This window comes from Streptomyces pseudogriseolus (genome assembly GCA_002154585.1).
Lineage (GTDB): Bacteria > Actinomycetota > Actinomycetes > Streptomycetales > Streptomycetaceae > Streptomyces > Streptomyces pseudogriseolus.
Genome location: MUNG01000002.1, coordinates 1 through 23,030 on the forward strand (window position 1 = coordinate 1; position 23,030 = coordinate 23,030).

Annotated in this window: 19 protein-coding genes and 1 tRNA gene; 15 read left to right on the forward strand and 5 right to left on the reverse strand. The window is 72.4% G+C overall.

Features of this window, described 5'->3' with window-relative positions:
- Positions 1-412 precede the first annotated feature (412 nt).
- From CCN29_RS00010 to CCN29_RS00020, 3 genes are all read left to right on the forward strand, one after another.
- Positions 413-1,243, forward strand: coding sequence for a glycerophosphodiester phosphodiesterase (locus CCN29_RS00010; RefSeq protein ID WP_031018224.1), 831 nt, complete (start codon positions 413-415; stop codon positions 1,241-1,243).
- A 171-nt stretch (positions 1,244-1,414) separates the two neighbouring features.
- On the forward strand, positions 1,415-2,059 hold the full coding sequence (locus CCN29_RS00015; protein ID WP_063829100.1) for an ATP-binding protein: 645 nt from the start codon (positions 1,415-1,417) through the stop codon (positions 2,057-2,059).
- Between the two features lie 319 nt (positions 2,060-2,378).
- Positions 2,379-3,344, forward strand: a complete 966-nt coding sequence (locus tag CCN29_RS00020) for a DUF5926 family protein (RefSeq protein ID WP_006133994.1) — start codon at positions 2,379-2,381, stop codon at positions 3,342-3,344.
- A gap of 366 nt (positions 3,345-3,710) precedes the next feature.
- Here CCN29_RS00020 and CCN29_RS00025 read toward each other — a convergent pair whose 3' ends face one another.
- Together CCN29_RS00025 and CCN29_RS00030 are read right to left on the reverse strand one after the other, a co-directional pair.
- A complete protein-coding gene (locus tag CCN29_RS00025) occupies positions 3,711-4,409 on the reverse strand; it encodes a hypothetical protein (RefSeq protein ID WP_228679120.1) in 699 nt (232 codons plus the stop codon).
- 58 nt (positions 4,410-4,467) lie between these two features.
- Positions 4,468-5,133: a bifunctional DNA primase/polymerase gene (locus tag CCN29_RS00030; RefSeq protein WP_006133996.1), complete on the reverse strand. Its 666-nt coding sequence runs from the start codon at positions 5,131-5,133 to the stop codon at positions 4,468-4,470.
- A gap of 502 nt (positions 5,134-5,635) precedes the next feature.
- Between CCN29_RS00030 and CCN29_RS00035 the strand changes: the two genes are divergently transcribed.
- Together CCN29_RS00035 and CCN29_RS00040 are read left to right on the forward strand one after the other, a co-directional pair.
- Entirely contained in the window at positions 5,636-7,147 is a 1,512-nt protein-coding gene (locus CCN29_RS00035; protein WP_078882927.1) for a PP2C family protein-serine/threonine phosphatase, read from the forward strand.
- A 117-nt stretch (positions 7,148-7,264) separates the two neighbouring features.
- Positions 7,265-8,728, forward strand: a complete 1,464-nt coding sequence (locus tag CCN29_RS00040; RefSeq protein ID WP_006133998.1) for an aminopeptidase P family protein — start codon at positions 7,265-7,267, stop codon at positions 8,726-8,728.
- Positions 8,729-8,791: 63 nt separating this feature from the next.
- Here CCN29_RS00040 and CCN29_RS00045 read toward each other — a convergent pair whose 3' ends face one another.
- Positions 8,792-9,337 carry a hypothetical protein gene (locus tag CCN29_RS00045; RefSeq protein WP_189480288.1) on the reverse strand — a complete coding sequence of 182 codons (546 nt, stop codon included), beginning with the start codon at positions 9,335-9,337 and terminating at the stop codon, positions 8,792-8,794.
- 200 nt (positions 9,338-9,537) lie between these two features.
- Here CCN29_RS00045 and CCN29_RS00050 point away from each other — a divergent pair, with 200 nt between their 5' ends.
- Positions 9,538-11,868 carry an LPXTG cell wall anchor domain-containing protein gene (locus CCN29_RS00050; RefSeq protein WP_228679122.1) on the forward strand — a complete coding sequence of 777 codons (2,331 nt, stop codon included), beginning with the start codon at positions 9,538-9,540 and terminating at the stop codon, positions 11,866-11,868.
- Positions 11,869-11,937: 69 nt separating this feature from the next.
- On the opposite strand, the gene CCN29_RS00055 is transcribed toward CCN29_RS00050, so the two are convergent.
- The gene (locus CCN29_RS00055; RefSeq protein WP_031018209.1) at positions 11,938-12,393 is read right to left on the reverse strand and encodes an ATP-binding protein; all 456 of its coding nucleotides are present in this window, start codon (positions 12,391-12,393) and stop codon (positions 11,938-11,940) included.
- Positions 12,394-12,613: 220 nt separating this feature from the next.
- Here CCN29_RS00055 and CCN29_RS00060 point away from each other — a divergent pair, with 220 nt between their 5' ends.
- The 9 genes from CCN29_RS00060 (at position 12,614) to CCN29_RS00100 (ending at position 22,626) form a co-directional block, all read left to right on the forward strand.
- Positions 12,614-13,393, forward strand: coding sequence for a hypothetical protein (locus tag CCN29_RS00060; RefSeq protein ID WP_031018207.1), 780 nt, complete (start codon positions 12,614-12,616; stop codon positions 13,391-13,393).
- Positions 13,394-13,574: 181 nt separating this feature from the next.
- A complete protein-coding gene (locus CCN29_RS00065; protein ID WP_006134003.1) occupies positions 13,575-14,315 on the forward strand; it encodes a YcnI family copper-binding membrane protein in 741 nt (246 codons plus the stop codon).
- 87 nt (positions 14,316-14,402) lie between these two features.
- A complete protein-coding gene (locus CCN29_RS00070) occupies positions 14,403-15,059 on the forward strand; it encodes an SCO family protein (protein WP_006134004.1) in 657 nt (218 codons plus the stop codon).
- Positions 15,056-15,505, forward strand: coding sequence for a copper chaperone PCu(A)C (locus tag CCN29_RS00075; RefSeq protein WP_086679418.1), 450 nt, complete (start codon positions 15,056-15,058; stop codon positions 15,503-15,505). The genes CCN29_RS00070 and CCN29_RS00075 overlap by 4 nt, the downstream gene beginning before the upstream one ends.
- Before the next feature lie 13 nt (positions 15,506-15,518).
- Positions 15,519-17,615, forward strand: a complete 2,097-nt coding sequence (locus tag CCN29_RS00080; protein WP_086679420.1) for a copper resistance protein CopC — start codon at positions 15,519-15,521, stop codon at positions 17,613-17,615.
- A 6-nt stretch (positions 17,616-17,621) separates the two neighbouring features.
- Positions 17,622-18,905, forward strand: a complete 1,284-nt coding sequence (efeB, locus tag CCN29_RS00085; RefSeq protein ID WP_006134007.1) for an iron uptake transporter deferrochelatase/peroxidase subunit — start codon at positions 17,622-17,624, stop codon at positions 18,903-18,905.
- A 72-nt stretch (positions 18,906-18,977) separates the two neighbouring features.
- Positions 18,978-19,910: a prephenate dehydratase gene (gene pheA / locus CCN29_RS00090; RefSeq protein WP_006134008.1), complete on the forward strand. Its 933-nt coding sequence runs from the start codon at positions 18,978-18,980 to the stop codon at positions 19,908-19,910.
- 629 nt (positions 19,911-20,539) lie between these two features.
- Positions 20,540-21,817 carry a serine--tRNA ligase gene (gene serS, locus CCN29_RS00095; RefSeq protein WP_031018203.1) on the forward strand — a complete coding sequence of 426 codons (1,278 nt, stop codon included), beginning with the start codon at positions 20,540-20,542 and terminating at the stop codon, positions 21,815-21,817.
- A complete protein-coding gene (locus CCN29_RS00100) occupies positions 21,814-22,626 on the forward strand; it encodes an HAD family hydrolase (protein WP_086679422.1) in 813 nt (270 codons plus the stop codon). The genes serS and CCN29_RS00100 overlap by 4 nt, the downstream gene beginning before the upstream one ends.
- A 31-nt stretch (positions 22,627-22,657) precedes the next feature.
- Here the strand turns inward: CCN29_RS00100 and CCN29_RS00105 are convergent.
- A tRNA-OTHER gene (locus tag CCN29_RS00105) sits at positions 22,658-22,745 on the reverse strand.
- Between the last annotated feature and the right edge of the window lie 285 nt (positions 22,746-23,030).

Consider the following 23,030-nt stretch of genomic DNA (forward strand, 5'->3'; position numbering starts at 1 on the left):
CGTCGGCGCCGCCGCCCCCGGGTGCGCGCCCTGGGGTGCGGAAGCAGCGGGAGCGTCCGCCGGGGGCGGCGGCGCCGACGGGGCCGGGGGTACCGCGGTGCCCTCGTTCTCGGTGCTCACAGCTTCTCTCCTCGATCCACGGCTTCTCGGTCTCGTCGCACTCGGGCCCGCACGTCACGCGCGCCTGACGTCCGGCGCGACGCAGATGGAGCTGTGCACGTCTCTTTGTATGACGTCAGCTTTTCCCACACGCCGTCAGGGCACCGTAAGCCGTTCCTGTGGGTCCGGGGTCATTCTTTATATAGGGCATTACTCATGTAAGGTGCGCCACTCGATGGCTCCGACCGGACTGCCGTACCGATCACGCCACACCGGCCGCCCGTCCGCCGGTGAGCGGTGGCACCATGACGCGGTGACCCACGCACGGCAGCACCTGACCCGAGTCGTCGCGCACCGCGGGGCCTCCGAGGACGCCCCCGAGCACACCCTGGCCGCGTACCGCAAGGCGATCGAGGACGGCGCGGACGCACTCGAGTGCGACGTACGCCTCACCGCCGACGGACACCTCGTCTGTGTGCACGACCGTCGCGTCAACCGTACGTCCAACGGACGCGGCGCGGTCTCGGCGCTCGAGCTGTCCGACCTCGCCACGCTCGACTTCGGCTCCTGGAAGACCCGGGACGCGGCCGGCGGGCCCCGCGTCGAGGAGCCCGACTGGGAGCACCGCCCGGAGGACCGCGAGGCCACCTCCGTGCTCACCCTGGAGCGGCTGCTGGAGCTCGTCGCCGACGCCGGGCGGCGGGTGGAGCTGGCGATCGAGACCAAGCACCCCACGCGCTGGGCGGGGCAGGTCGAGGAACGGCTGCTGGTCCTGCTCAAGCGGTTCGGTCTGGACGCGCCCGCCTCCCGCGAGGACTCACCGGTGCGCGTCATGAGCTTCTCCGCGCGTTCCCTGCACCGGGTGCGGGCGGCCTCCCCGACGCTGCCGACGGTCTACCTCATGCAGTTCGTCACACCGCGGCTGCGCGACGGCCGACTGCCCGAGGGCGTGGACATCGCGGGCCCGTCGATCCGCATCCTGCGCAGCCACCCCGCCGCCGTCGAGCGCCTGAAGCGCTCCGGCCACCAGGTGCACGTCTGGACGGTCAACGAGCCGGCGGACGTGGACCTGTGCGTGAGCCTCGGCGTGGACGCCATCATCACCAACCGCCCGCGCGCGGTGCTGGACCGCCTCGGGCGCTGATCCGGGCGGACAGTCGTCACATCCGTCCCGTGTGTCCCAGTTGTTGTCTCCCGCCTCTTGACCCACGGGAACCGGCGCCCACATCCTCATATCTCGGCCACATCGACGAAATCCAGCCATGCAACTACGGGGAGTGCTCCGGCGCGTTCGGTACGTGTTCGATCGATCCGAGTGCGTCACCGCGCGTGGATCGGCCGGTTTCCGGCTCAGGCCGATGGGGCATCCACACCGTGGCGTGGGGCGAAGGAGGTCTCGGGGGTGGCGTTGGTGGTGGCACAGGAGGTGCCCACGTCGTCGTGCATGGCCGTGCCCCATGGCCCTGCGGGCGTGGGGAAGGCGAGGCGCCGGATGCGCGCGCAGCTGCGCGACGGAGGCGTTCCGGAACCGGTCGTCGACGACGCCGTACTGATCCTTTCCGAGCTGTTGAGCAACGCGTGCAAACACGGGCGGCCCTTGGGTGACGGCCTGGCCGGGGACGGGGACGTGCGTGCGGCCTGGCGGGTGGACCCGCGCGGCCGGCTCGTCGTCGAGGTCACCGACGGGGGCGGCCCGACCCGCCCGGCGCCCGCGACCCCGTCGGTCACGGCGCACGGCGGCCGCGGGCTCAACATCATCTCCGCGCTCTCCGACGACTGGGGGGTACGCGACGAGGTGCCCGGCGAGGTCACGGTGTGGGTCGTCGTCCACGAGGACGTGCACGACCCGGACGCCGGCAGCTGCCACCGCCGCGAGGACTTCGCGGCGCGGGTGACCGCCCCTCCGGTCGCGCACCTGGCGGGCCTGGACTTCGCGGACGTCTTCGACGACCTGGACTGACGGCGCGGCGGCCGCCCGGACGGATTCCGGCCGGCTTTCGGGCCGGTTCTGGTGAAGGGCCCGCGTCCGGTTCCGGCGAAGGGCCGTCCCCCTTGGCGAAAGGGGCGGGCACCGGGTCCGGCTCCGGCGAAGAGGGCCGGCACCGGGCGCGGCTCGCGAAGGGGGCCGGTACCGGGTCCCGCCGTGCCGGAAGGACCCGCACAAACGTGCCCCCGCTCGTCCACCGACCGCCCCGTCGTCCACAGGATCCCGTCGGCCGCGGCGCGAGCGGCTAGGCTCGCGCCCGTACGAGACGAGCCGTAACCGGGAGACACCCACGATGGCCAAGAAGCGACCCCAGACGAAGGCCAGGCGCCCGCAGCTCACGGACGGGCAGATCCCGGTCGTCGGCGCCCGCGAGCCCTGCCCCTGCGGCAGCGGCCGCCGCTACAAGGCGTGCCACGGACGTGCCGCCGCGCAGGCGGTGACCGAGCTGGTGCACCGCCCGTTCGAGGGCCTTCCGGGCGAGTGCGACTGGGTGGCGCTGCGCGAGCTGGTGCCCGCCGCGACCGTCGAGCTGACCCTGAAGGACGGCCTGCCCGAGGGCGTCCCCTCCGTCACCCTGGCCACGGTGCTCCCGATGGCCTGGCCGGCGCTGCGCCGCGACGACGGCTCGGTGCTGCTCGGCCTGCAGAACGACACGCCCTCCGGGGACATCAGCCGCGACCTCGCCGACACGCTCCAGCGCGCGCTGACGGCCGAGCCGGGCACGCCGGTGCAGGCGCGTCGCGCGCCCGCCGACGGCCCCCGGCTCCAGGACCTGCTCGACCCGAAGGGTCCTTTCGAGCCGGTCGTGCACGACGGGTTCGAGTTCTGGGTGCCGGACCCGGAGAACGCCACCCCGGACGTCACCGCCTCCCTGGAGCGGGCCAACGCGGCGGCCATCCCGACCGTGAAGCTGACGGGCGTGGATTCCGCGTACTGGTGCGAGACGCCCGAGAAGAACCACCTGCGGTGGGTCATGCCGCACCCCGAGGAGCAGCTTCTGGACGCTCTCGCGCGGCTCCACGCGGCGGGCGGCTCCTCCCTCGGCGACGGCACCCGTCTGGTCGGCTCCTTCCGCGCTCACGGGCTGACCGTGCCGGTCTGGGACCTGCCGAGCGAGGTGCGCGCGGAGGACGTGGAGAAGCCGGCCGCCGAGTTCGCCGAGCGGCTCGCCGGCGCCCTGGCGGCCGACGCCCCGCTCACCGCGGACGAGCGCCGGGCGCGCGGCGGTCTGACGAACCGCCAGGTCACGCTGAGCTGAGGGGCCGCGCACCCGGCTCCGCGCGGGTGTCCCGGGCGGCCGGACCGCCCGGGACGCGCCGTCCTGCCCGCGCGCAACTCCCCCTTCGGACAAGCCAGTCGGTGACCGGAAACGCCGAGATCGAATTTGCTTACCGCCGATCTCTTGTTACCGTTCCAATAGCCCGGTTGCTGGTGCATCCCCCGTCGCCAGCAACCGGGTCTTCACATGCCCGCCGGGCGATCTCCGTACGGCCCGCCGGCGCCGGGCACTCCGGCCTTCAGCCTCGCCCCTGCGGCCTCGCCCCGCCGCGGCCTCCGGCCCCGGCCCCGTTCCGGCCCGCCCGCACCGCGCCCCCCAAGGCGTCGGCAAAGGGCCCGCCCGGCCTCACCGTTCCTCCCTCAATGGGGAGTTCCCCTCTCCCGACGGGGAGTTGCCCTTCCCCGGCAGGGCATTGCTCCCTGCCCGCAGCAGCAGCCCCCCGTCCCCCGCACCGCCCGCGTGGGCGGCGAACTCCGCCATCGCCGTGTACCGCACGGGCTCGCCGTCGAGGCGTACGCGTGGCGTCTCGCACAGGGACGGGTCGTCGCCGCTCCCTGCCACGCACCGGCTCCGCACGCTGTGCCCGTCCGGGCCGAGCAGGGACAGGGCCGCGGCCAGGGGTGCGCCGGTGGTGTTGCGGTAGTACGTCCGCGCCCACACGTCCTTCCCCTGCACCGCCACGCACGTCTGCGCCTCGACGCCGTCCGGCGAGGACAGGGACGGGCCGCAGCGCAGGGCGGTCGACAGATGCGCGCCGGGCGGCGCCTGGTCCGCCTCGGGCGTCCGCGCCGGGGCGGTGCCGTCCAGGGAGCCGTCCCCGGCCGGGGCATCCCCGTCCCACGGAGACGGCGAGGCGCGTCTCTCGGGGGCGAGAACCGGACGAAGATCGTCCGGCCCGGACGGGGTGTGGCGCCGGCCGTCGTCCCGGCCCGCGCAGGCCGCCGCCAGCGGCAGCGCGATCACGCAGGCCGCCGCGACGCCCGCGAGGGCGGTCGCTCGGGCTCTGCGGGACGTCCTGGCACGGCCCCCGGCATGACGCGGCATGCCCCGGGAAGATAGCGGCCCGGCACCGGGTGCCGGGCGCGGCGCGCGACGGCGCCGCCTACATCTCGGGCGCGCTCACACCCGTACGGGTGAGGGCGTCGACCACCGCGTCCACCACGGCTTCGACGTCGGGCACCCAGGGCGACGCCGAGCCGGGCAGCGGCGCCCGCTCCCAGCGGACCTCGCCCTGCACGGTGACGGACGGGGGCAGGGCAAGGTAGCCGCCCTCGCCGTGGAAGCGGAGCGAGCCGGGGACGAAGTCCTGGGCGTACAGCAGCTCGCCCAGCTGCTCCAGGGAGTAGGGCTTGACGAGGATCGCCCAGCGGGTCGGCGAGGCGACGACCGGGCCGAGCCGCATCCCGCGGCGGTCCAGCGCGTCGAGCGCGCGGGCGGCCGGCAGGGCGGGCAGGGACACCGCGCACGGGGCCTTGCCGCCGGTGGCGAGCACGACGGGCGCCGTCGGCCGGTTGGTCCACCACCAGCGCACCATCCGCGCGTCGGTGGTGGCGGCGAGGAGACCGGGGTCGAACGGGTGGGCGCCCGGCACCGTGCACTCCGGGTCGGGGCAGGCGCAGCGGGACCCGTCCTGCGGGTCGGCCGCCACGCCGGGGAGGACGGGCCACTGCCATTCCGCGGCGAAGGTCAGGGCCGCACCGATCAGATCGGGCCCTTCGTCACCGCGCCGGGACAGGAGCCTGCGTCGCCTTCCGAGGATCTCGCGCATGAGCGCTCGTTCCTTTCCGTTGCACGCCTGGCAACACCGTGGACCACTCACGTCATGTGTCGATCACTTCACTGTGCGTACCTGTTGGCGCATCACACCCCCGTGCCGGGCAGGGGGAACCCCTATGGGCCGGGCATGGGCTGCCTCCGCGGCCGCTCCACCCATACAGCGTTTATCAGAAGTACGGGTGCGGCGTGGGGTGGCGAAGTCTGGCGTTTACCGTCGCGCGTGGTTCTCTCCGCCTCCGCCACGGGAGGATGGGGCACGGTCGTCGGTGGTTAAGACGCCCGGGTCCGTCGCCAGGTTCCCGGGCGGTTCCCAACCGCCCCTGGCCTTCTCCGAGTACGTACCCATCACGACCGCTGTGACGCTCCGTCGAGCAAGGCCAGTCGACCGCAATAGGCCTCCCCCTGAGGCAGTTTCAAGCCAACTTCGAATTCCGGCAAGAGGTCCGCCGGGAGTTCCCCTCGGTCACACGGACACCAGGAATCCCAGCAGGACAATGCTGGACATCTCCTTACGAGTACGTGTACATGTGGAGACACTGCCGGCGACGCAGAACGACATGGGGGTTTGCGATGCTTTCGAGCAGTACGTACCGGTCGGAAAGCCGGACGCCATGAACGCCCCGCACCCTCCGAAAGTGGCCGGAATCGATTCAACGGTCCCCGCCCCCGCACACACTGTCGCGCCTGCCGCGGGCACCGCCCCGTCCGCCGCGCCGCACCCCCACCACGCCCCGGGCGCACTGCTCCAGGACCGCCTCGCCGGCTGGGTCTCGGACCTCACGACCCTCCACGAACTGACCGAGCGCCTGGTCCGCGCCGGCACGCTCGACGCCGCGCTGGAGGAACTGCTGCGCGCGGGCGCCGCCCTGGTGGGCGCCCGGCGCGGACTCGTCGCCCTGGAACCCGCCGACGGCCGCGGGCCGTCCACCACCGTCGGCTACGGACTGGGCCGCGCGGACCTCGGCCACATCGAGACGGTGCCGCGCAGCGCCCTGCCGCACGGCCGGATCCTCGACGGGCTGCCCGGCGGGGACGACGGCGTCGCCGAACCCGACCTGTTCGCCGAGCAGGGCCTCGACCCCCGGCACCGCGAGGTCGCCGCCCGCCTCGGCTACGCCGCGAGCTACGCCCTCTCCCTCGCCACCGACTCCGCCGGCCGCCTCGGCGCGGTCGTCTGGCTCTACGACGAGCCCGCGGAACCCGCCGAGCGGCAGCGCCACCTCGTCGGCCTGTACGTCCGGCACGCCGCGGAGCACCTCGCCCGGCTCCTCGAACTGGAGCACACGCGCGCGTCGATGGCCACGATGACCGAGGAGCTGCTGCCCTCCCGCCTGCCGCGGGTGGCCGGCGTGCAGCTCGCCGCCCGTCACCACACCTGCCCGAGCGGCGGCGGCGACTGGTACGACGCGCTGCCGCTGCCGGACGCCGCGCTCGGTCTGGCCGTCGGCTCCGTCACCGGCTCGGGCCCCAGCGCGGTCGCCGCGATGGGGCGGCTGCGGGCGTCGCTGCGGGCGTACGCCGTGATGGAGGGCGAGGACCCGGTCGCCGTCCTGTCCGACCTGGAGCTGCTGCTGCGGCTGACCGAGCCGGCCCGGTCGGCCACCGCACTGTTCGGCTACTGCGAGCCCGCGGTGCGCCGGATCACGCTGGCCGGCGCCGGGCACAGCCCGCCGCTGCTGCTCGGGGAGCGCCGCACCGAGTTCGTGGAGACCTCCGTCTCGGCCCCGCTCGGCATGCTCGCCTGCTGGGAGGCGCCGAGCGTGGAGGTGCAGGCGGAGGCGGGCGACACGGTGCTGCTCTACACCGACGGTCTGCTGCACCGCACCGGCGACCCGACCGACCGCGCCTTCGCCCGGCTGCACGCCGCCGCGGCCGGGGTGCCGCGGGCCCTGCGCCGCGACCCGGGCGCCGTCGCCGACCACGTCCTGCGGGCGGTGCTGCCCGAGGGCGCTCAGGACGCGGACACCTCGGAGGACGTGGTGCTGCTCGCGGCGCGCTTCGACTGACCCGCCCGGCCCGCGCGCCGCTCACTCCGCGTGCACCCCCGGTAACAGGCGCTTCCCCAGTTCGTCCGTTTCCGCCCGACCGTACGATGGGGGGGGTCCAGTGCCGTATCGAGGAGGATGACCGTGGCGGAGGAGCTGCCGGAGACCCCGGAGACTGCCGACGAGGAGCCCGTCAAGCAGCGGAAGAACGGCCTGTACCCGGGCGTGTCCGACGAGCTGGCCGAGAACATGAAGAGCGGCTGGGCCGACACGGAGCTGCGTGACCTGGAGCCGATCGCGCAGGCCGCCGAGACCGCGGCCCGCCGTGCGGCGCTGTCCGCCCGTTTCCCCGGCGAGCGCCTGGTGATCCCGGCGGGCAACCTGAAGACACGCTCGAACGACACGGAGTACCCCTTCCGCGCGTCCGTCGAGTACGCCTACCTCACCGGCAACCAGACGGAGGACGGCGTCCTCGTCATGGAGCCGACGGCCGACGGTCACCGGGAGACGATCTACCTCCTGCCCCGCTCCAACCGCGAGAACGGCGAGTTCTGGCTGGACGGGCAGGGCGAGCTGTGGGTGGGCCGCCGCCACTCCCTCACCGAGGCGGAGAAGCGGTACGGCATTCCCGCCTCCGACGTCCGCGAGCTGGCCGGCGCGCTCCGTGAGGCCACCGGCCCGGTCCGCGTGGTGCGCGGTTACGACGCCGGGATCGAGGCGGCGCTGACCGACAAGGTCACCGCCGAGCGCGACGAGGAACTGCGCGTCTTCCTGTCCGAGATGCGGCTGGTCAAGGACGAGTTCGAGATCGGCGAGCTGCAGAAGGCCGTCGACTCCACGGTGCGCGGCTTCGAGGACGTGGTGAAGGTCCTCGACAAGGCCGAGGCGACCAGCGAGCGCTACATCGAGGGAACGTTCTTCCTGCGCGCCCGCGTCGAGGGCAACGACGTCGGCTACGGCTCCATCTGCGCCGCCGGCCCGCACGCCTGCACCCTGCACTGGGTGCGCAACGACGGCCCGGTCCGCTCCGGCGACCTGCTGCTGCTCGACGCCGGCGTGGAGACGCACACGTACTACACCGCCGACGTCACGCGGACGCTGCCCGTCAACGGCCGCTACAGCGAGCTGCAGAAGAAGATCTACGACGCCGTGTACGACGCCCAGGAGGCGGGCATCGCGGCGGTGAAGCCGGGCGCCAAGTACCGCGACTTCCACGACGCCTCACAGCGCGTGCTGGCCGAGCGGCTCGTCGAGTGGGGCCTGGTCGAGGGCCCGGTGGAGCGGGTGCTGGAGCTGGGCCTCCAGCGCCGCTGGACGCTGCACGGCACCGGTCACATGCTCGGCATGGACGTCCATGACTGCGCCGTCGCGCGCACCGAGACGTATGTCGACGGCACGCTGGAGCCGGGCATGGTCCTCACCGTGGAGCCGGGCCTGTACTTCCAGGCCGACGACCTGACGGTGCCCGAGGAGTACCGGGGCATCGGCGTCCGCATCGAGGACGACATCCTGGTCACCGAGGACGGCAACCGGAACCTGTCGTCCGCCCTGCCCCGGCGGTCGGACGAGGTCGAGGCGTGGATGGCGGGCCTGAAGGGCTGACGCCTCGTCGCGTGACGACGGCCGGGCACGGGAACGTGCCCGGCCGTCGTGCGTGTGCGCCCGTCACGCGGATGGACCGTAGTCGTCGAGTTCGGCGCGCAGGGACGGCGTGCTTGCGGCGTCCCCGGTGCGGTCGGCGGGGCTGCGCAGGACGGTCATGAGGCTGGACAGCGGGGCGTGCTGGGGGCGGGCGTCGTAGTCGATGCCTTCCTCGTCCCGGTAGTCGTCGATCCGCTCGAACGGGACGATCACGTACGGGCGCCGGGACCAGGGGTGGGTGTCGGCGGGGTCGGGGTCCATGCGCCACTGGGTGCCGCGGTGCCGGTTGTGCACCTCTCCGAGGTACCAGCAGGCGACCTGGGTCAGCGGTGTGTGCTCCTGGGCGAGCAGGTCGTCCACCCCGGTGAAGTGCTCACGGACGAGCCCTTCGAGCCGGTCGAGGGAACGTTCGGAGAAGTCCCAGTCACCGCCGTACCGCCGCGCCCACTCGGCGAAGCGCCCCTGCTGCTCGGCCAGCCACGCCGAGAGGCGCGGGTTGTCCCCGTGCGCCGTGTCGATGCGCTCGGCGACGGCGTGCTCGTCTTCCCCGTCGTGCATGTCCTCGCTCACGCCTGCCAAGCGTAGTAGCCGGATGCGATCACAACGCCCTCGCGTCTGCACGGAATTGACACATGGCGTGCCGGTGAAACCCCGTTGCGTGAGTGAAGTCAGGCCCTAGTGTGGCGGGTCTTGCGCGACACCAACGACCAACGGGGGCCCGGTGTCGCGCGGGCACGCACGGACCTCTGGGTCCCCGGGGGATGTTTCACGTGAAACCACGCATACGCGCACGCTCGTGGCGTACGGCGAGCAGAGGCGTGATCGCGCTCGCCTGCGCCACCGTCATGGCCGTCATCGGCCTGCCCACGCTCGACACCGCCGAGGCCGCACCGCTGCCGCGCCCGAAGCCCGGCAAGCGCTGCGACGAGATGTACAAGATCAAGGACGTTCCTACCGGGCGTCTGCCGCAGGGGGACGCCTCCCGTGCCGTGGACCGGTGGGACACCTACGACTACGTCAACCCCGGCCTCCGGTTCGACGGCCTCAACCCCACCCAGGCGGACCTGGACGCCGCGGGCACCGACTACAAGCAGTACGGTCACGACGACCCCCGGCGCATCTACGCCCGCTTCAACGCGCAGAAGCGCTGGAAGAACTTCTCCGACTACCTGTCGAAGGTCTACATCCCCAACCAGGGCTTCGACGCGCGTGGCAAGGCGTTCATGGCCAAGGTCGTGAAGGAGATGGGCCTGACGGGGCCGGACTGGATCTGCGAAAAGGAGTTCTACTTCACGGACCCGGACACCGGCGAGCGCCATCTGCGGCGCCTCGACGCCTACAACAAGCGCACCCGGGAGATCGTCGAGGTCAAGTCGAACGGATCCCCCGACGGCCGCGAGAAGCCCGCCGACCGTGCCTGGGCCAAGAACCCCGGCTGGCGCTCGTACAAGTACACCTACGTGTTCGCCGAGAAGCAGACGAGCGATGCCAAGAAGTTCATGGCGGAGCTGAAGCAGACGGCGGGCAAGGACACATCCGGACGGGACCGGGTCCGGTTCTACGACTACCAGTCCCACCACCGGGGCGTGCCCCCGAAGGGCACCGAGAACGGCCCGTACCGCGCGAACAGCACGACCATGTCGCCCGGCAACGGCACCTCCACCGGCTCCCGGGGTTCGGGCAACCAGGTCATCCGCCAGTCGCCGCCCAACCCGCAGACGCTCAAGGAGCAGCTCGACCGTCTCGGCCGGACCGGGCAGCGCTCGCTGATGAACCGCGGTCTCGGCGGCATCGACTTCACCACCCTCGACCTGCGGTACATCGGCAAGGGCAAGGGCGGCAAGGGACTGGACTACGCGTTCTCCGCCAAGACGGTGGAGGACGAGTACGCGGCCGGATGGGGCGGCCAGGAGAAGGGCAACCTGATCTCCGACGCGTTCTTCACCTGGCTGGCGCTCGACCCGTCGACGTTCTGGGTCAACCTGAACCCGGACGAGCCGGACCGGATCATCGACGCGAAGTTCGGCAGCACCGATGCCGGCCGGGTGCTGCTGGAGGCCGACCTCGAGCTGAAGCACGACATCTTCAAGGCCATGGACCCCAAGACCGACGCGGGCCGGGACTTCATGAGCGCGCTGCCCCAGCGCAACGGCTTCCCCTGCTGGGCGGGTTTCCGGTACTGGATCGAGCCGGAGACCGCCGTCGTGCGCGAGGAGAACGGCGGTATCCACATCCTCGACACGCCGCTGAAGCTCTCCACGGTGCCGCAGGAGACCACCACGCAGCCGCCGGGCGGGGAGGGCTGCGACCTGTCGGAGGCGGAGAAGCAGCAGTCCGACCGTGTGCTCGACCGCTACATCACCCCGCTGGTCGAGAAGAAGGTCAACGACGGCGACTACTACGCGGATCTGCGTCGCGTCTACACCGCCCGTGTGGCGGCCGAGTGGGTCAGGCAGAACGCCGCGGACATGCCGGCCGAGTACCGCACGATCATCAACAGCAACGACGTGTCGCGCTGGCCGCTGCGCGCGCCTCACCAGGACTGGACGGGCAAGCAGGTCTGGGACCGGTACTACAAGGCGTTCACCGAGGGCACCTTCAAGTACGAGTGGAGCAACGGCGAGGACGTCTACGTCTACACCGTGGGCGGGGTCGACTTCTCCAAGCAGCCGAAGCGCAACATGAGCGCACTGCGCTTCCGCACCGAGCAGCGCTACAAGCCCCGCACGGTCGGCTTCGCGGTGGACACCCTCGCCGACGATCCGCACAAGGAGGGTTACCTGATGTTCGGCGGCAACAGCGCCGGACGTTCCGAGGGCGGCACGCCCACACCGACGCCGACCCCGACGCCGACTGCCACCCCGAGCGGGACGGAGCGGCCGGATCCGACGCCGACCCCGTCCACGTCGGCCCCGGAGCCGTCGCCCAGCACGTCCGCGCCGGCCACCGCCGCACCCGGCTCGAAGGACCCTGACGGCGATCTCGCGGACACCGGCAGCAACACACCCGTCGGCCTGCTCGCCGGCATCGCCGCCGCGGCCGTGGCGGCCGGCGCCGGGCTCGTCCGGTGGCGCCGCCGCAGGGCGAACACCGACGGCTGACCCGCACCGGACAGCCGGCACAGCCAAGGGCCCCTCCCGGTCACCGGGAGGGGCCCTCGTCGTCTGCCGTCACACCGCCGTCAGCGGGGCGTCCTCGCGCCACTTGAGGATCTTGTCGAAGCTCACCACCGCGCCGCCCCGGCCCGGCTTGTTGCCGATGTGGACATGGTCGGCCAGCTGCTCGATGAGCGACAGGCCCCGTCCGTGCTCCGCCTCGGCGGGTACGGGCTGCGGGCGGGGGCGGGTCCCGGCGGCGGGAAAGCCGGGACCGGCGTCGGCGACCTCGATGCGGCACTTCTCGCCGTCCAGGTAGGCGGTCACCCGGAACGCCTCGGAGGTGTGGTCGCGCGTGGCGCCGCCGCCGTGCTCCACGGCGTTCGCGCACGCCTCGCTGAGGGCGACGGACAGGTCGTAGGAGATCTCGGGGTCGACGCCCGCGGTTTCCATGGTGCCGAGCAGCAGGCGCCGGGCGAGCGGCACGCTGGCGGCATCACGCCGCAGATGGAGTGACCACCAGATGCTCATGCTCCAGCCTCCTGGCTGCGGCTCGACATACCGTTACGTATTGCCCTGAGTGGTCACCGGTAAGCGCGAAGTTGACGTGACACCGCCCATATGGCGGGTGTACGGGGCAGCCGATCGGTGTATGTGGGACACCGCACCGCACAGGTGATCTTACGGTCGTACCTCATCTTGCGGACCTGGCGTACGGCGCCCCCGGCGCTGGTGCGATGATGAGGCCGCCATGCCTGCCCCTGATCCGCGCACGACGCGCGCCGGACGAGGACTCCGGATCCTGCGGGCCGCGGTGTTCGCCGCGGTCTGCGTCGTGCTGGCCGGGGCGGGCCACTCGCTCGCCTCCTGCGACGCCGTCCCGCTGTGGACGCTGGGCGCGGGCTTCCTCGCGGCGGTCGCGGTCGCCGTGCCGCTCGCCGGGCGCACCCGCCCGCTGCCGCTGATCACGGCCCTGCTGGCCGCCGGTCAGACCGCGCTGCACACGCTGTTCGGGCTTGGGCAGCACGGCGCGCCCACGGGCGCCGCCTCCGACGCCGCCCTGGTCGCCCAGGCCGCCCGCCTGCTGTGCGGGCCCGGCACGATCAGCCCGGCCGAGGCCCAGCAGGTCCTCGCCGACGCCCGGATCGCACCGCACGGCGGACACGCGGCCGACACCGTGACCGTGGGAGCGGCGGGGTCGCTGCTGCCGTCGCTGCCCATGCTGCTCGGTCACGTCCTCGCCGCGCTCGCCGCGGGATGGCTGCTGCGCCGGGGCGACCTGGCCCTGCTGCGCCTGGCCGACCTGTCCGCGCAGGGGGTCGCCGAAGGCGCCCTCGTGCGGTCGCTGCGCGGTGCGCTCGCCCTGGTGCGGGCCCTGCGCGCGGGACTCCCGGGCGCGCCCGAAGCAGCCCCGGTCACCCTGCGCACCGCGCTGCTCGCGCCCATTCCGTCGCGCTCCGCGGGGCTGCACCACACGGTGATCCGCCGGGGTCCCCCGGCGGCCGCCTCCGCACTCGCGCTCGCCGCCTGACGCGGGGCGCCCGCCGTTCCGGGGTCTCCGGACACGGTGAGGGACGCCTCCGTGCGGCACGCCTGTGCGCCGGTTCCGCCGCGTGCGCCCAGCCGTCGTCCCGCCGAACGGAGCGACCGGCCGTTCGCGCCGCGTATCCCTCACCGTCAGTGAAACCTCTACGAAGCGGAGTGCTTCTGCCATGAAGGCTTCCCGTATCGCCGCCGCCGGCGCCGTCGCCGGCGTCGCCGTCCTCGCCGTGTCCTCCCCCTGCTTCGCGCATGTCAGCGTGCAGCCCGAGGGTGAGGCCGCGAAGGGCGGCTACGCGGTCGTCGGCTTCAAGGTCCCCAACGAGCGGGACAACGCCTCGACCACCAAGCTCGAGGTCACCTTCCCGTCGGACCACCCTCTGTCGTCCGTGCAGCCGCAGCCGGTCGAGGGCTGGGACATCAAGATCACCAAGACCCGCCTGGCCACGCCGCTCGAGGTGCACGGCAAGAAGATCGACGAGGCCGTCTCCAAGGTCACCTGGACGGCGAAGGGCGACGGGATCGAGCCCGGCTTCTTCCAGAAGTTCCCCGTGTCCGTCGGCACGCTGCCCGAGGACACCGACCAGCTCGTCTTCAAGGCCCTCCAGACGTACTCCAACAAGGAGGTCGTCCGCTGGATCGAGGTGCCGCAGGAAGGCCAGGAGGAACCGGAGAACCCGGCCCCGGTGCTCGCCCTGACCGCGCCCGCCGAGGACGGCCACGGGCACGGCGCCGCCGCCGACGACAAGGCGTCCGACGACGCGGAGAAGGCCTCGGCCGAGACGACCGCCGCGTCCGACGACGACTCCGGTGGCACCGACACCACCGCCCGCGTGCTGGGCGTCGTCGGCATCGTGGTCGGCGCCGCCGGCGTCGCGTACGGCGTGCTCGCCGGCCGCCGGCGCACCGCCTGAGCCTCCCCTTCTCCGCGGCGCGCGCCGGGCCGGCCGCGGCCCTCGCGGCCTCCCGGTGCGCGCCGCACACACCTCCAGGACCCACCCATGCGCAAGAAGACCCTCGCGGCGGCGGCTCTGCTCGCCGTCGTCCCGCTGACCCTGACCGCCTGCGGCACGGACTCCGGCGACAGCGGCTCGCCCGTCTCCGTGGTCTCCGAGGAGACCGGTGCCCAGCAGGCGGGCACCGTCCTCGACAAGCCCTTCGAGAAGCCCGACCTCGTCCTCACCGACACCGCGGGCAAGCCGTACGACTTCCGTGAGCAGACTGCGGGCCGGCCCACGCTGATCTACTTCGGTTACACGCACTGCCCCGACGTCTGCCCGCTGACGATGAACAACATCGCGGTGGCCAAGAAGCAGCTGCCCAAGGAGCAGCAGGACCAGCTGCGGATCGTGTTCGTCACCACCGACCCCGAGCGGGACACCCCCGCCGAGCTCGGCACGTGGCTCAAGGGCATCGACTCCCAGGTCGTCGGCCTGACCGGCGACTTCGCCACCATCCAGGCCGGCGCCCGCACCCTCGGCATCTCCATCGACCCGCCGCGCAAGGACGAGAACGGCAAGACCGTCTCCGACCACGGCACCCAGGTCATCGCCTTCTCCCCGAAGACGGACGGCGGTTACGTCCTCTACGGCGAGGACGCCACCGTCGAGGACTACACCCAGGACCTGCCCAAGATCATCAAGGGGGAGAACCCGTGAGGCGCCGTGCGGGCGCCGCCCTGGCCGTGGCCGGCGCGCTGGCCCTGGCCGGGTGCGGCGGCTCGGACGACGGCTCGGCCCGGCTGTCGGTCGGGTCCGCGTACATGCCGCAGCCGGTGTCGGACATGGCCGCGGGGTTCCTCACGATCACCAACGACGGTGACGCCGCGGACCGGCTGACCTCGGTCAGCAGCGACGTCGCCGGACAGGTCACCGTGCACGAGACCGTCGACGGGGCGATGCAGGAGGTCGAGTCCCTCGACATCCCGGCCCACGGCAGCCTCGTGCTGGAAAGCGGCGGCAACCATCTGATGTTCGAGCGGCTGAAACGCGAGCCGAAGCAGGGTCAGAAGGTCTCCGTCGAGCTGCGCTTCGCCCACTCCGACCCCGTCACGGTCGAAATTCCGGTGAAGCCTGCCACCTACCGCCCGACGACCGGACACTGAGGGAGACACCCCCGTGACCCAGACCATCGCCCCCCGCGTGCGGACCCTGGTGCTGCTGATCCTGGCGGTCGCCGGCGCGCTCCTCGCCGGGGCCGCTCCCGCCTCCGCGCACGCCGCGCTGACCGGCAGCGACCCCGCGCAGGGGGCGGTGGTCGACACGGCGCCCGCGCAGATCTCCCTCACCTTCTCGGAGCCGATCGCCGTGGGCGACGACTCCGTGCGGGTGCTCGACCCCAAGGGTGAGCGGGTGGACAAGGGCGACCCGGCCAACCTCAGCGGCACCACGTACAGCGTGCGGCTGCTGAGCGGGCTGCCCGACGGCACGTACACGGTGGCCTACCAGGTGGTGTCCGCCGACAGCCACCCGGTGGCCGGCGCCTACACCTTCTCCATCGGCGCCCCCTCGGAGACGACCGTCTCGGTGTCCGCGCAGGGCTCCGACGACGGCCTCGTGGGCTGGCTCTACGGCTTCGGCCGCTACGTCTCCTACGCGGGCTTCGTCGTCCTGGCGGGCGGCGCGGCCTTCGTGCTCGCCTGCTGGGCGCCGGGCGCCCGGGTGCGGGCGGTCCAGCGTCTGGTCGTCTCCGGATGGCTCGCGCTCACCGCGGCCACCCTGGGCCTGCTGCTGCTGCGCGGCTCCTACACGACCACCGGCAAGGTCGGCGACATCTTCGACCTGGAGCTGCTGGGGGACGTGCTCCAGACCAAGACGGGTGCGGCCCTGGTGTCCCGGCTGTTGCTGCTCGCGGCGGCGGCGCTGTTCATCGCGGTGCTGTTCGGGGCGTACGCACGGACGGCGCCCGCCGGGGCCGACGGCGACGCGAACGGGGCGAAGAAGCCGGCGGAAGGGGAAAGGGAAGCGGAGGGAGACGGCGGGGAGCCGGACAAGCGGGACCTGACCTTCGGGCTGGCCCTCGGCGGGACGGTCGTGGCGGCCGGACTGGCCGCGAGCTGGGCCATGTCCGAGCACGCCTCGCAGGGCCTTCAGCCGGGTGTGGCCATGCCGGTCGACGTGGTGCACCTGCTGGCGGTCGCCGCCTGGCTGGGCGGGCTCACCGCCCTCCTCGTCGCGCTCTACCGCGGGCCCGTCGAGACGCCGGTCGGACGGGACGCGGTCCGGCGGTTCTCGCGCCTCGCCTTCGGCAGCGTGGTGACGCTGGCCGTCACCGGCGTCTACCAGAGCTGGCGGCAGCTCGGCTCCTGGTCGGCCTTCACCGACACCCGGTACGGGCAGCTGCTGCTCGTCAAGATCGCGCTGGTGGCCGTGATGGTCGCGGTCGCGTATCTGTCGCGCCGCTGGACGCAGCGGCTGGCCGAGGCGCGCATATCCGCGGCCGAGGAGGAGAAGCAGCCGGCCGTCAGCGCGCAGGCCGAGGCGACCGAGGCGGCCAAGGCTTCCGAGGAGGAGAAGCAGCCGGCGGGCAGCGCCCCGGCCGAGGCGTCCGACGCCTCCGAGGCTTCCGGAGCTGCCGAGGCTTCCGGAGCTCCCGAGGGGACGAAGGCCGGGGCCGGTCACGACGCCGTGCGGGCCGCGCAGCTCGCCCGGCAGCGGGCCGCGACCGAGGCCGCCCGGCAGAAGCGGCTGCGGGACGCCGATCCGAACCGCTTCGGACTGCGCCGCTCGGTGCTCGCCGAGGCGGGCGTCGCCGTCGTCCTGCTGGCCGTCACCACGGTCCTGACGCAGACCGAGCCGGGCCGCACCGAGCAGGACGCGAAGGCGGCCGCCGACACCTCGTCCCCGGCCGCCGAGGGGACCGGGCAGGGCAGTGGCGCGGTGAGCCTGACCATGCCCTTCGACACCGGCGGCCGGAACGGCAAGGGAGTCGTCTCGATCGACCTCGACCCCGCCCGGGTCGGCGACAACTCCCTGCACGTCTACGTCGAGGGACCGGACGGCACACCGGTCGACGTGCCCGAGGTGAAGCTCGCCCTCACCCTCACCGCTCAGGACATCGGACCGCTGCCCGTCGCACCCGACCATGTCACCACCGGACACTGGTCGGCGAGCGCGGTGCAGATCCCCATGGCGGGCGACTGGAAGGTCGAGGTGACCGTGCGGACCTCCGACATCGACCAGGTGACCGTCTCCAAGAACGCTCAGATCGGCTGAACCACCATGCCTGACCCTTCCCTGTCGCAGACCCGCACCCCCGAGGAGGAGCCCCGGTCGGAATCCCCCGCCTCCGGGCCGGGCATCTCCCGGCGGCGCCTGCTCGGCACGGCCGGCGCCACCGGGCTCGTGCTCGGGGCGGCGGGCGGTGCCGTCGGGTATGCGGCGGCGCCCTCGGGAGCGACGCCGCTGACGTCGGTCGGTGCCACAAAAGTGCCGTTTCACGTGAAACATCAGCCGGGCATCACCGACCCGCTCCAGTCGTGCGGCCATCTCCTCGCCTTCGACCTGGCTCCCGGCGCCGGACGCAAGGAGGCGGCCGCACTGCTGCGCCGCTGGTCCGACACGGCCCGGCGGCTGATGGCCGGGGAGTTCGACGCCCAGGGCGACAGCGATGTGGCCCGCGACGCCGGGCCCTCCTCGCTGACCCTCACCTTCGGCTTCGGGCACAGCTTCTTCGCGCGCACCGGGCTGGAGAAGCAGCGCCCGTCCTCCCTGGACCCGCTGCCCGCCTTCTCCTCCGACCGCCTCGACCGGGCCCGCAGCGAGGGAGATCTGTGGGTGCAGATCGGCGCCGACGACGCCCTCGTGGCGTTCCATGCCCTACGCGCGGTGCAGAAGGACGCGGGTGCGGCGGCACGGGTGCGCTGGCAGATGAACGGCTTCAACCGCTCGCCGGGCGCCACCGCGCGCCCGATGACCACCCGCAATCTGATGGGCCAGGTCGACGGCACCCGCAATCCGAAGCCCGACGAGCCCGACTTCGACGAGCGGATCTTCGTGCCGGAGCAGGGCGAGCCTGCCTGGATGGCGAACGGCTCCTACGTGGTCGTCCGCCGTATCCGCATGCTGCTGGACGACTGGGAGAAGCTGTCGCACACCGAGCAGGAGGGTGTCATCGGGCGGCGCAAGAAGGACGGCGCCCCGCTCTCCGGCGGTGACGAGACGACCGAGATGGACCTGGAGAAGACCGACGCCCGGGGCAATCTGGTGGTCCCCATCAACGCGCACGCGCGGATCACCCGGCCCGACCAGAACGGCGGGGCGGCGATGCTGCGCCGGCCGTTCTCGTACCACGACGGCATCGACGCCGACGGGACACCGGACGCCGGGCTGCTGTTCATCTGCTGGCAGGCCGACCCGCTGCGGGGCTTCGTGCCGGTGCAGCGCAAGCTCGACCGGGGCGACGCCCTGACGCCGTTCGTCCGCCACGAGGCGAGCGGGCTGTTCGCGGTTCCGGGCGGGGCGGCGGCGGGCGAGTATGTGGGCCAGGCGCTGCTGGAGGGGTGACAACCGCCGGGAGTCACCCTCGCGAGCAGTCTTGGGAGGGGCCGTCGGGCGTGGGCCCATTAGGGTGAGGTCATGCCAGCGAGCTATGCGTATCTCGGCCCTGAGGGCACCTTCACCGAAGTCGCTCTGCGCACGCTTCCCGAGTCGGCCACGCGTGAGCTGATCCCGTACGTGTCCGTGCAGTCCGCGCTCGACGCGGTACGCGCCGGCGAGGCCGAGGCCGCTTTCGTCCCCATCGAGAACTCGGTGGAGGGCGGGATCACCACCACCCTCGACGAGCTGGTCGCGGGCACCCCGCTGATGATCTACCGCGAGGTGCTGCTGTCGATCACCTTCGCGCTTCTGGTCCGCCCGGGCACCAAGCTGTCGGACATCAAGACGGTGACCGCCCACCCGGCCGCCCAGCCGCAGGTGCGCAACTGGCTGCGCACCCATCTGCCCGACGCGCTCTGGGAGTCGGCCGCCTCGAACGCGGACGGCGCGCGGCTGGTCCAGGAGGGCCGGTACGACGCCGCATTCGCCGGTGAGTTCGCGGCGGCCCGGTACGGGCTGGAGGCGCTGGAGACGGGCATCCACGACGCGGAGAACGCCCAGACCCGGTTCGTGCTGGTGGGTCGGCCCGCGCGTCCTGCGGCGCCGACCGGGGCGGACAAGACCTCGGTGGTGCTGTGGCAGCGCGACGACCACCCGGGCGGTCTGCGCGACCTGCTGGGGGAGTTCGCCACCCGGGGCATCAACCTGATGCTGCTCCAGTCCCGACCGACCGGCGCCGGCATCGGCAACTACTGCTTCTGCATCGACGCCGAGGGGCACATCTCGGACCGCAGGATGGCGGAGGCCCTGATGGGCCTGAAGCGCATCTGTCTCCAGGTGCGCTACCTCGGTTCGTACCCGAGGGCGGACGTGCAGCCGGGCGACGTGCGGCCGCCGTTCCCGGGGACGTCGGACGAGGAGTTCGTGGGAGCGGCGGACTGGGTGGCGCGCTGCCAGGACGGCCGGTTCTGAAGGACACTCCGGGGTGGACGGTGCCGGGGACGGGGGCGGCGGAAACCGGTCCTACCTGCCGATTGTCGTTGTCCACAGAAGTTATCCACAGGTCAGCTTCTCGACCTGGGGACAAGTCGACACCGAGTCGCCCTTCCATCGACAAATCCCCCCACAGGCCATGATCACGTTCATTCCGCGGTAGCTCGCCCTTCGTCCACTCTTTTTCGGCGATCAACCCTTTGGAGGGAGGCCTTTCCACTCAAAAGTGGCGGTAGAGGGAGTTTGTGCGGGGAATCATCGCCTCCAGTCGCGCCTTTCGGAGTGATCAATTCCGACGTCCACAGATCTTCCCCACAGCCTGTGGATAACTTTTCGCGCGGTGTGGACAGCTGTGGACAGCGAGCTCTCAAGTCCCGTTCCGTGCAAGGGTTTCCGGTCAACGACGGGCCGCGCGAGCGACCCTTTCCAGCGGCGGCGCCCTGCTTATTGACCCGGCCGCGACCGTGCCGCCGCCTTGTCGCGATCCTGCCGCCACCGCGAAACGATCACCAAGAACACACCAGGCAATTCACCTGGTAAGGGACACGCATCCGGGCACCGCAATAGTGGGTCGTGAGCCCTGGTCCCGCACCGGTAGCCTTGACCGCGTGATTGACCTTCGCCTGCTCCGTGAGGACCCCGACCGTGTGCGCGCTTCGCAGCGCGCCCGTGGAGAGGACGTCGCGCTCGTCGACGCCCTCCTGTCTGCCGACGAACGGCGCAGGTCGTCCGGCGTCCGCTTCGACGAGCTGCGCGCCGAGCAGAAGTCGCTCGGCAAGCTCATCGGCAGGGCCACCGGTGACGACAAGGCCGAGCTGCTCAAGAAGGCAGAGCAGCTCAAGGCCGACGTCAAGGCCGCCGACGCCGAGCGCGACGCCGCCGACACCGAGACCCAGGAGCTCCTGCTCAAGCTGAGCAACCTCGTCCACCCCGACGTGCCCGTCGGCGGCGAGGAGGACTTCGTCACGCTGGAGACGCACGGCTCCATCCGCGACTTCGCCGCCGAGGGCTTCGAGCCCAAGGACCACCTGGAGCTCGGCCAGCTCCTCGGCGCGATCGACGTCGAGCGCGGCGCCAAGGTCTCCGGCAGCCGCTTCTACTTCCTCACCGGTGTCGGCGCGCTGCTCGAGCTGGCCCTGGTGAACGCCGCGATGGCGCAGGCCACGGCTGCCGGCTTCACGCCGATGCTGACCCCGGCGCTGGTGCGTCCCCAGTCGATGGCGGGCACCGGCTTCCTCGGCCAGGCCGCGCAGGACGTCTACCACCTGGACAAGGACGACCTGTACCTGGTCGGCACGTCCGAGGTGGCCCTGGCCGCCTACCACATGGACGAGATCCTGGAGGCCGACAAGCTGCCGCTGCGCTACGCGGGCTTCTCGCCCTGCTTCCGCCGCGAGGCCGGCTCGCACGGCAAGGACACCCGGGGCATCTTCCGCGTCCACCAGTTCGACAAGGTGGAGATGTTCTCCTACGTCGCCCCGGAGGACTCGCAGGAGGAGCACAAGCGGCTGCTGGAGTGGGAGAAGCAGTGGCTGACCTCGCTCGAGCTGCCGTTCCGCGTCATCGACGTCGCCTCGGGCGACCTGGGCTCCTCGGCCGCCCGTAAGTACGACTGCGAGGCGTGGATCCCGACCCAGGGCAAGTACCGCGAGCTGACCTCGACCTCGGACTGCACCGAGTTCCAGTCGCGCCGCCTCCAGATCCGGGTGCGTGAGGACAAGAAGGTGCGCCCGCTGGCCACGCTGAACGGCACACTGTGCGCCGTGCCGCGGACCATCGTGGCGATCCTGGAGAACCACCAGCAGCCCGACGGCTCGGTCCGCGTGCCCGAGGTCCTGCGTCCCTACCTGGGCGGCCGGGAGATCCTGGAACCGGTCGCCAAGTGAGCGGCGCGTCGTCCCCCTTCCCGTACCGGCTCGTCGCCACCGACCTCGACGGCACGCTGCTGCGCGAGGACGGCTCGGTGTCCGGGCGTACCCGCGAGGCGCTCACCGCGGCCGCCGCGGCGGGTGCCGCGCACATCGTCGTCACCGGCCGCGCGGTGCCCTGGACCCGCCCGATACTCGAGGACCTCGGCTACCAGGGCCTCGCCGTCTGCGGCCAGGGCGCCCAGGTGTACGACGCCGGCGCGGGCCGGCTGCTGACCTCCGTGACGCTGGACCGGCAGCTCGCCGGGGTGGCGCTCGCCAAGATCGAGGCGGAGGTCGGCCCGCTGCACCTGGCGGCGAGCCGGGACGGCCTGGACGGCGAGGTGCTGGTCGGGCCGGGCTACGACGTCATCGGCCGGCTGCCGGCGACGCCGTTCACCGACGCGTCCGACCTGTGGGCGGCCCCGTTGAACAAGCTGTACATCCAGCATCCGGAGCTGACCTCGGACGAGCTGGCCGCGGCGGCCGAGCGCACCGCGGGCGGTTTCGTCACCGTCGTCATGGCGGGCGAGGGCATCGTGGAGCTGCTGCCGCTGGGGCTGTCCAAGGCGACGGGGCTGTCCCTCGCCGCGCGCCGACTCGGCGTGAAGGCGGCGGAGACGATCGCCTTCGGCGACATGCCCAACGACATCCCGATGTTCGCCTGGTCCGGCCACGGCGTCGCCATGGCCAACGCCCACCGCGACCTGCGGGCGGTCGCCGACGCGGTGACGGCGTCCAACGAGGACGACGGCATCGCGGTGGTGCTGGAACGCCTGCTGGGCTGACACCCGACGTCCCACGGACACAGGCGTTCGGCGGAGGATGCACGGATCGAACGTGCGCGGGCTCTCACCCGACCACGGCTTGAGCCCAAGCCGGTGCCTTACCACTCGGCCAATCCTCCGGGTGGGCGGCCCGCGCGCCGCAGGTGCGCGCGCTCGAAGCGGCCGCCCCGGGCAGGTCCTCGGGGGGACTCGACGGAGCAGTAGGGATTACTCCGGAGTCCGCCTCGGGCCGCCCCGACGGGAGCGGAACATACTGCCGTGCATGGGCATGGTTCCCCTCCTCTCCCGGCTCACGGTCGCCGGACGTTCCCGGCGATGCGGACACCTCACTGTGCCCGTCCGAGCACGTCCGGCGCCACCGAATAAACGCTGTGGGGCACGACGAAGGGCGGTACCGCCGACAC

Bases quoted from the DNA above. Each gene is read 5' to 3' on its own strand.
- efeB (WP_006134007.1), top strand. From the start codon at position 17,622: ATGCCTGACCCTTCCCTGTCGCAGACCCGCACCCCCGAGGAGGAGCCC.
- CCN29_RS00040 (WP_006133998.1), top strand. From the start codon at position 7,265: ATGACCGTGGCGGAGGAGCTGCCGGAGACCCCGGAGACTGCCGACGAG.
- CCN29_RS00035 (WP_078882927.1), top strand. From the start codon at position 5,636: ATGCTGGACATCTCCTTACGAGTACGTGTACATGTGGAGACACTGCCG.
- CCN29_RS00065 (WP_006134003.1), top strand. From the start codon at position 13,575: ATGAAGGCTTCCCGTATCGCCGCCGCCGGCGCCGTCGCCGGCGTCGCC.
- pheA (WP_006134008.1), top strand. From the start codon at position 18,978: ATGCCAGCGAGCTATGCGTATCTCGGCCCTGAGGGCACCTTCACCGAA.
- CCN29_RS00055 (WP_031018209.1), bottom strand. From the start codon at position 12,393: ATGAGCATCTGGTGGTCACTCCATCTGCGGCGTGATGCCGCCAGCGTG.
- CCN29_RS00025 (WP_228679120.1), bottom strand. From the start codon at position 4,409: ATGCCGCGTCATGCCGGGGGCCGTGCCAGGACGTCCCGCAGAGCCCGA.
- CCN29_RS00070 (WP_006134004.1), top strand. From the start codon at position 14,403: ATGCGCAAGAAGACCCTCGCGGCGGCGGCTCTGCTCGCCGTCGTCCCG.
- CCN29_RS00030 (WP_006133996.1), bottom strand. From the start codon at position 5,133: ATGCGCGAGATCCTCGGAAGGCGACGCAGGCTCCTGTCCCGGCGCGGT.
- CCN29_RS00020 (WP_006133994.1), top strand. From the start codon at position 2,379: ATGGCCAAGAAGCGACCCCAGACGAAGGCCAGGCGCCCGCAGCTCACG.
- CCN29_RS00060 (WP_031018207.1), top strand. From the start codon at position 12,614: ATGCCTGCCCCTGATCCGCGCACGACGCGCGCCGGACGAGGACTCCGG.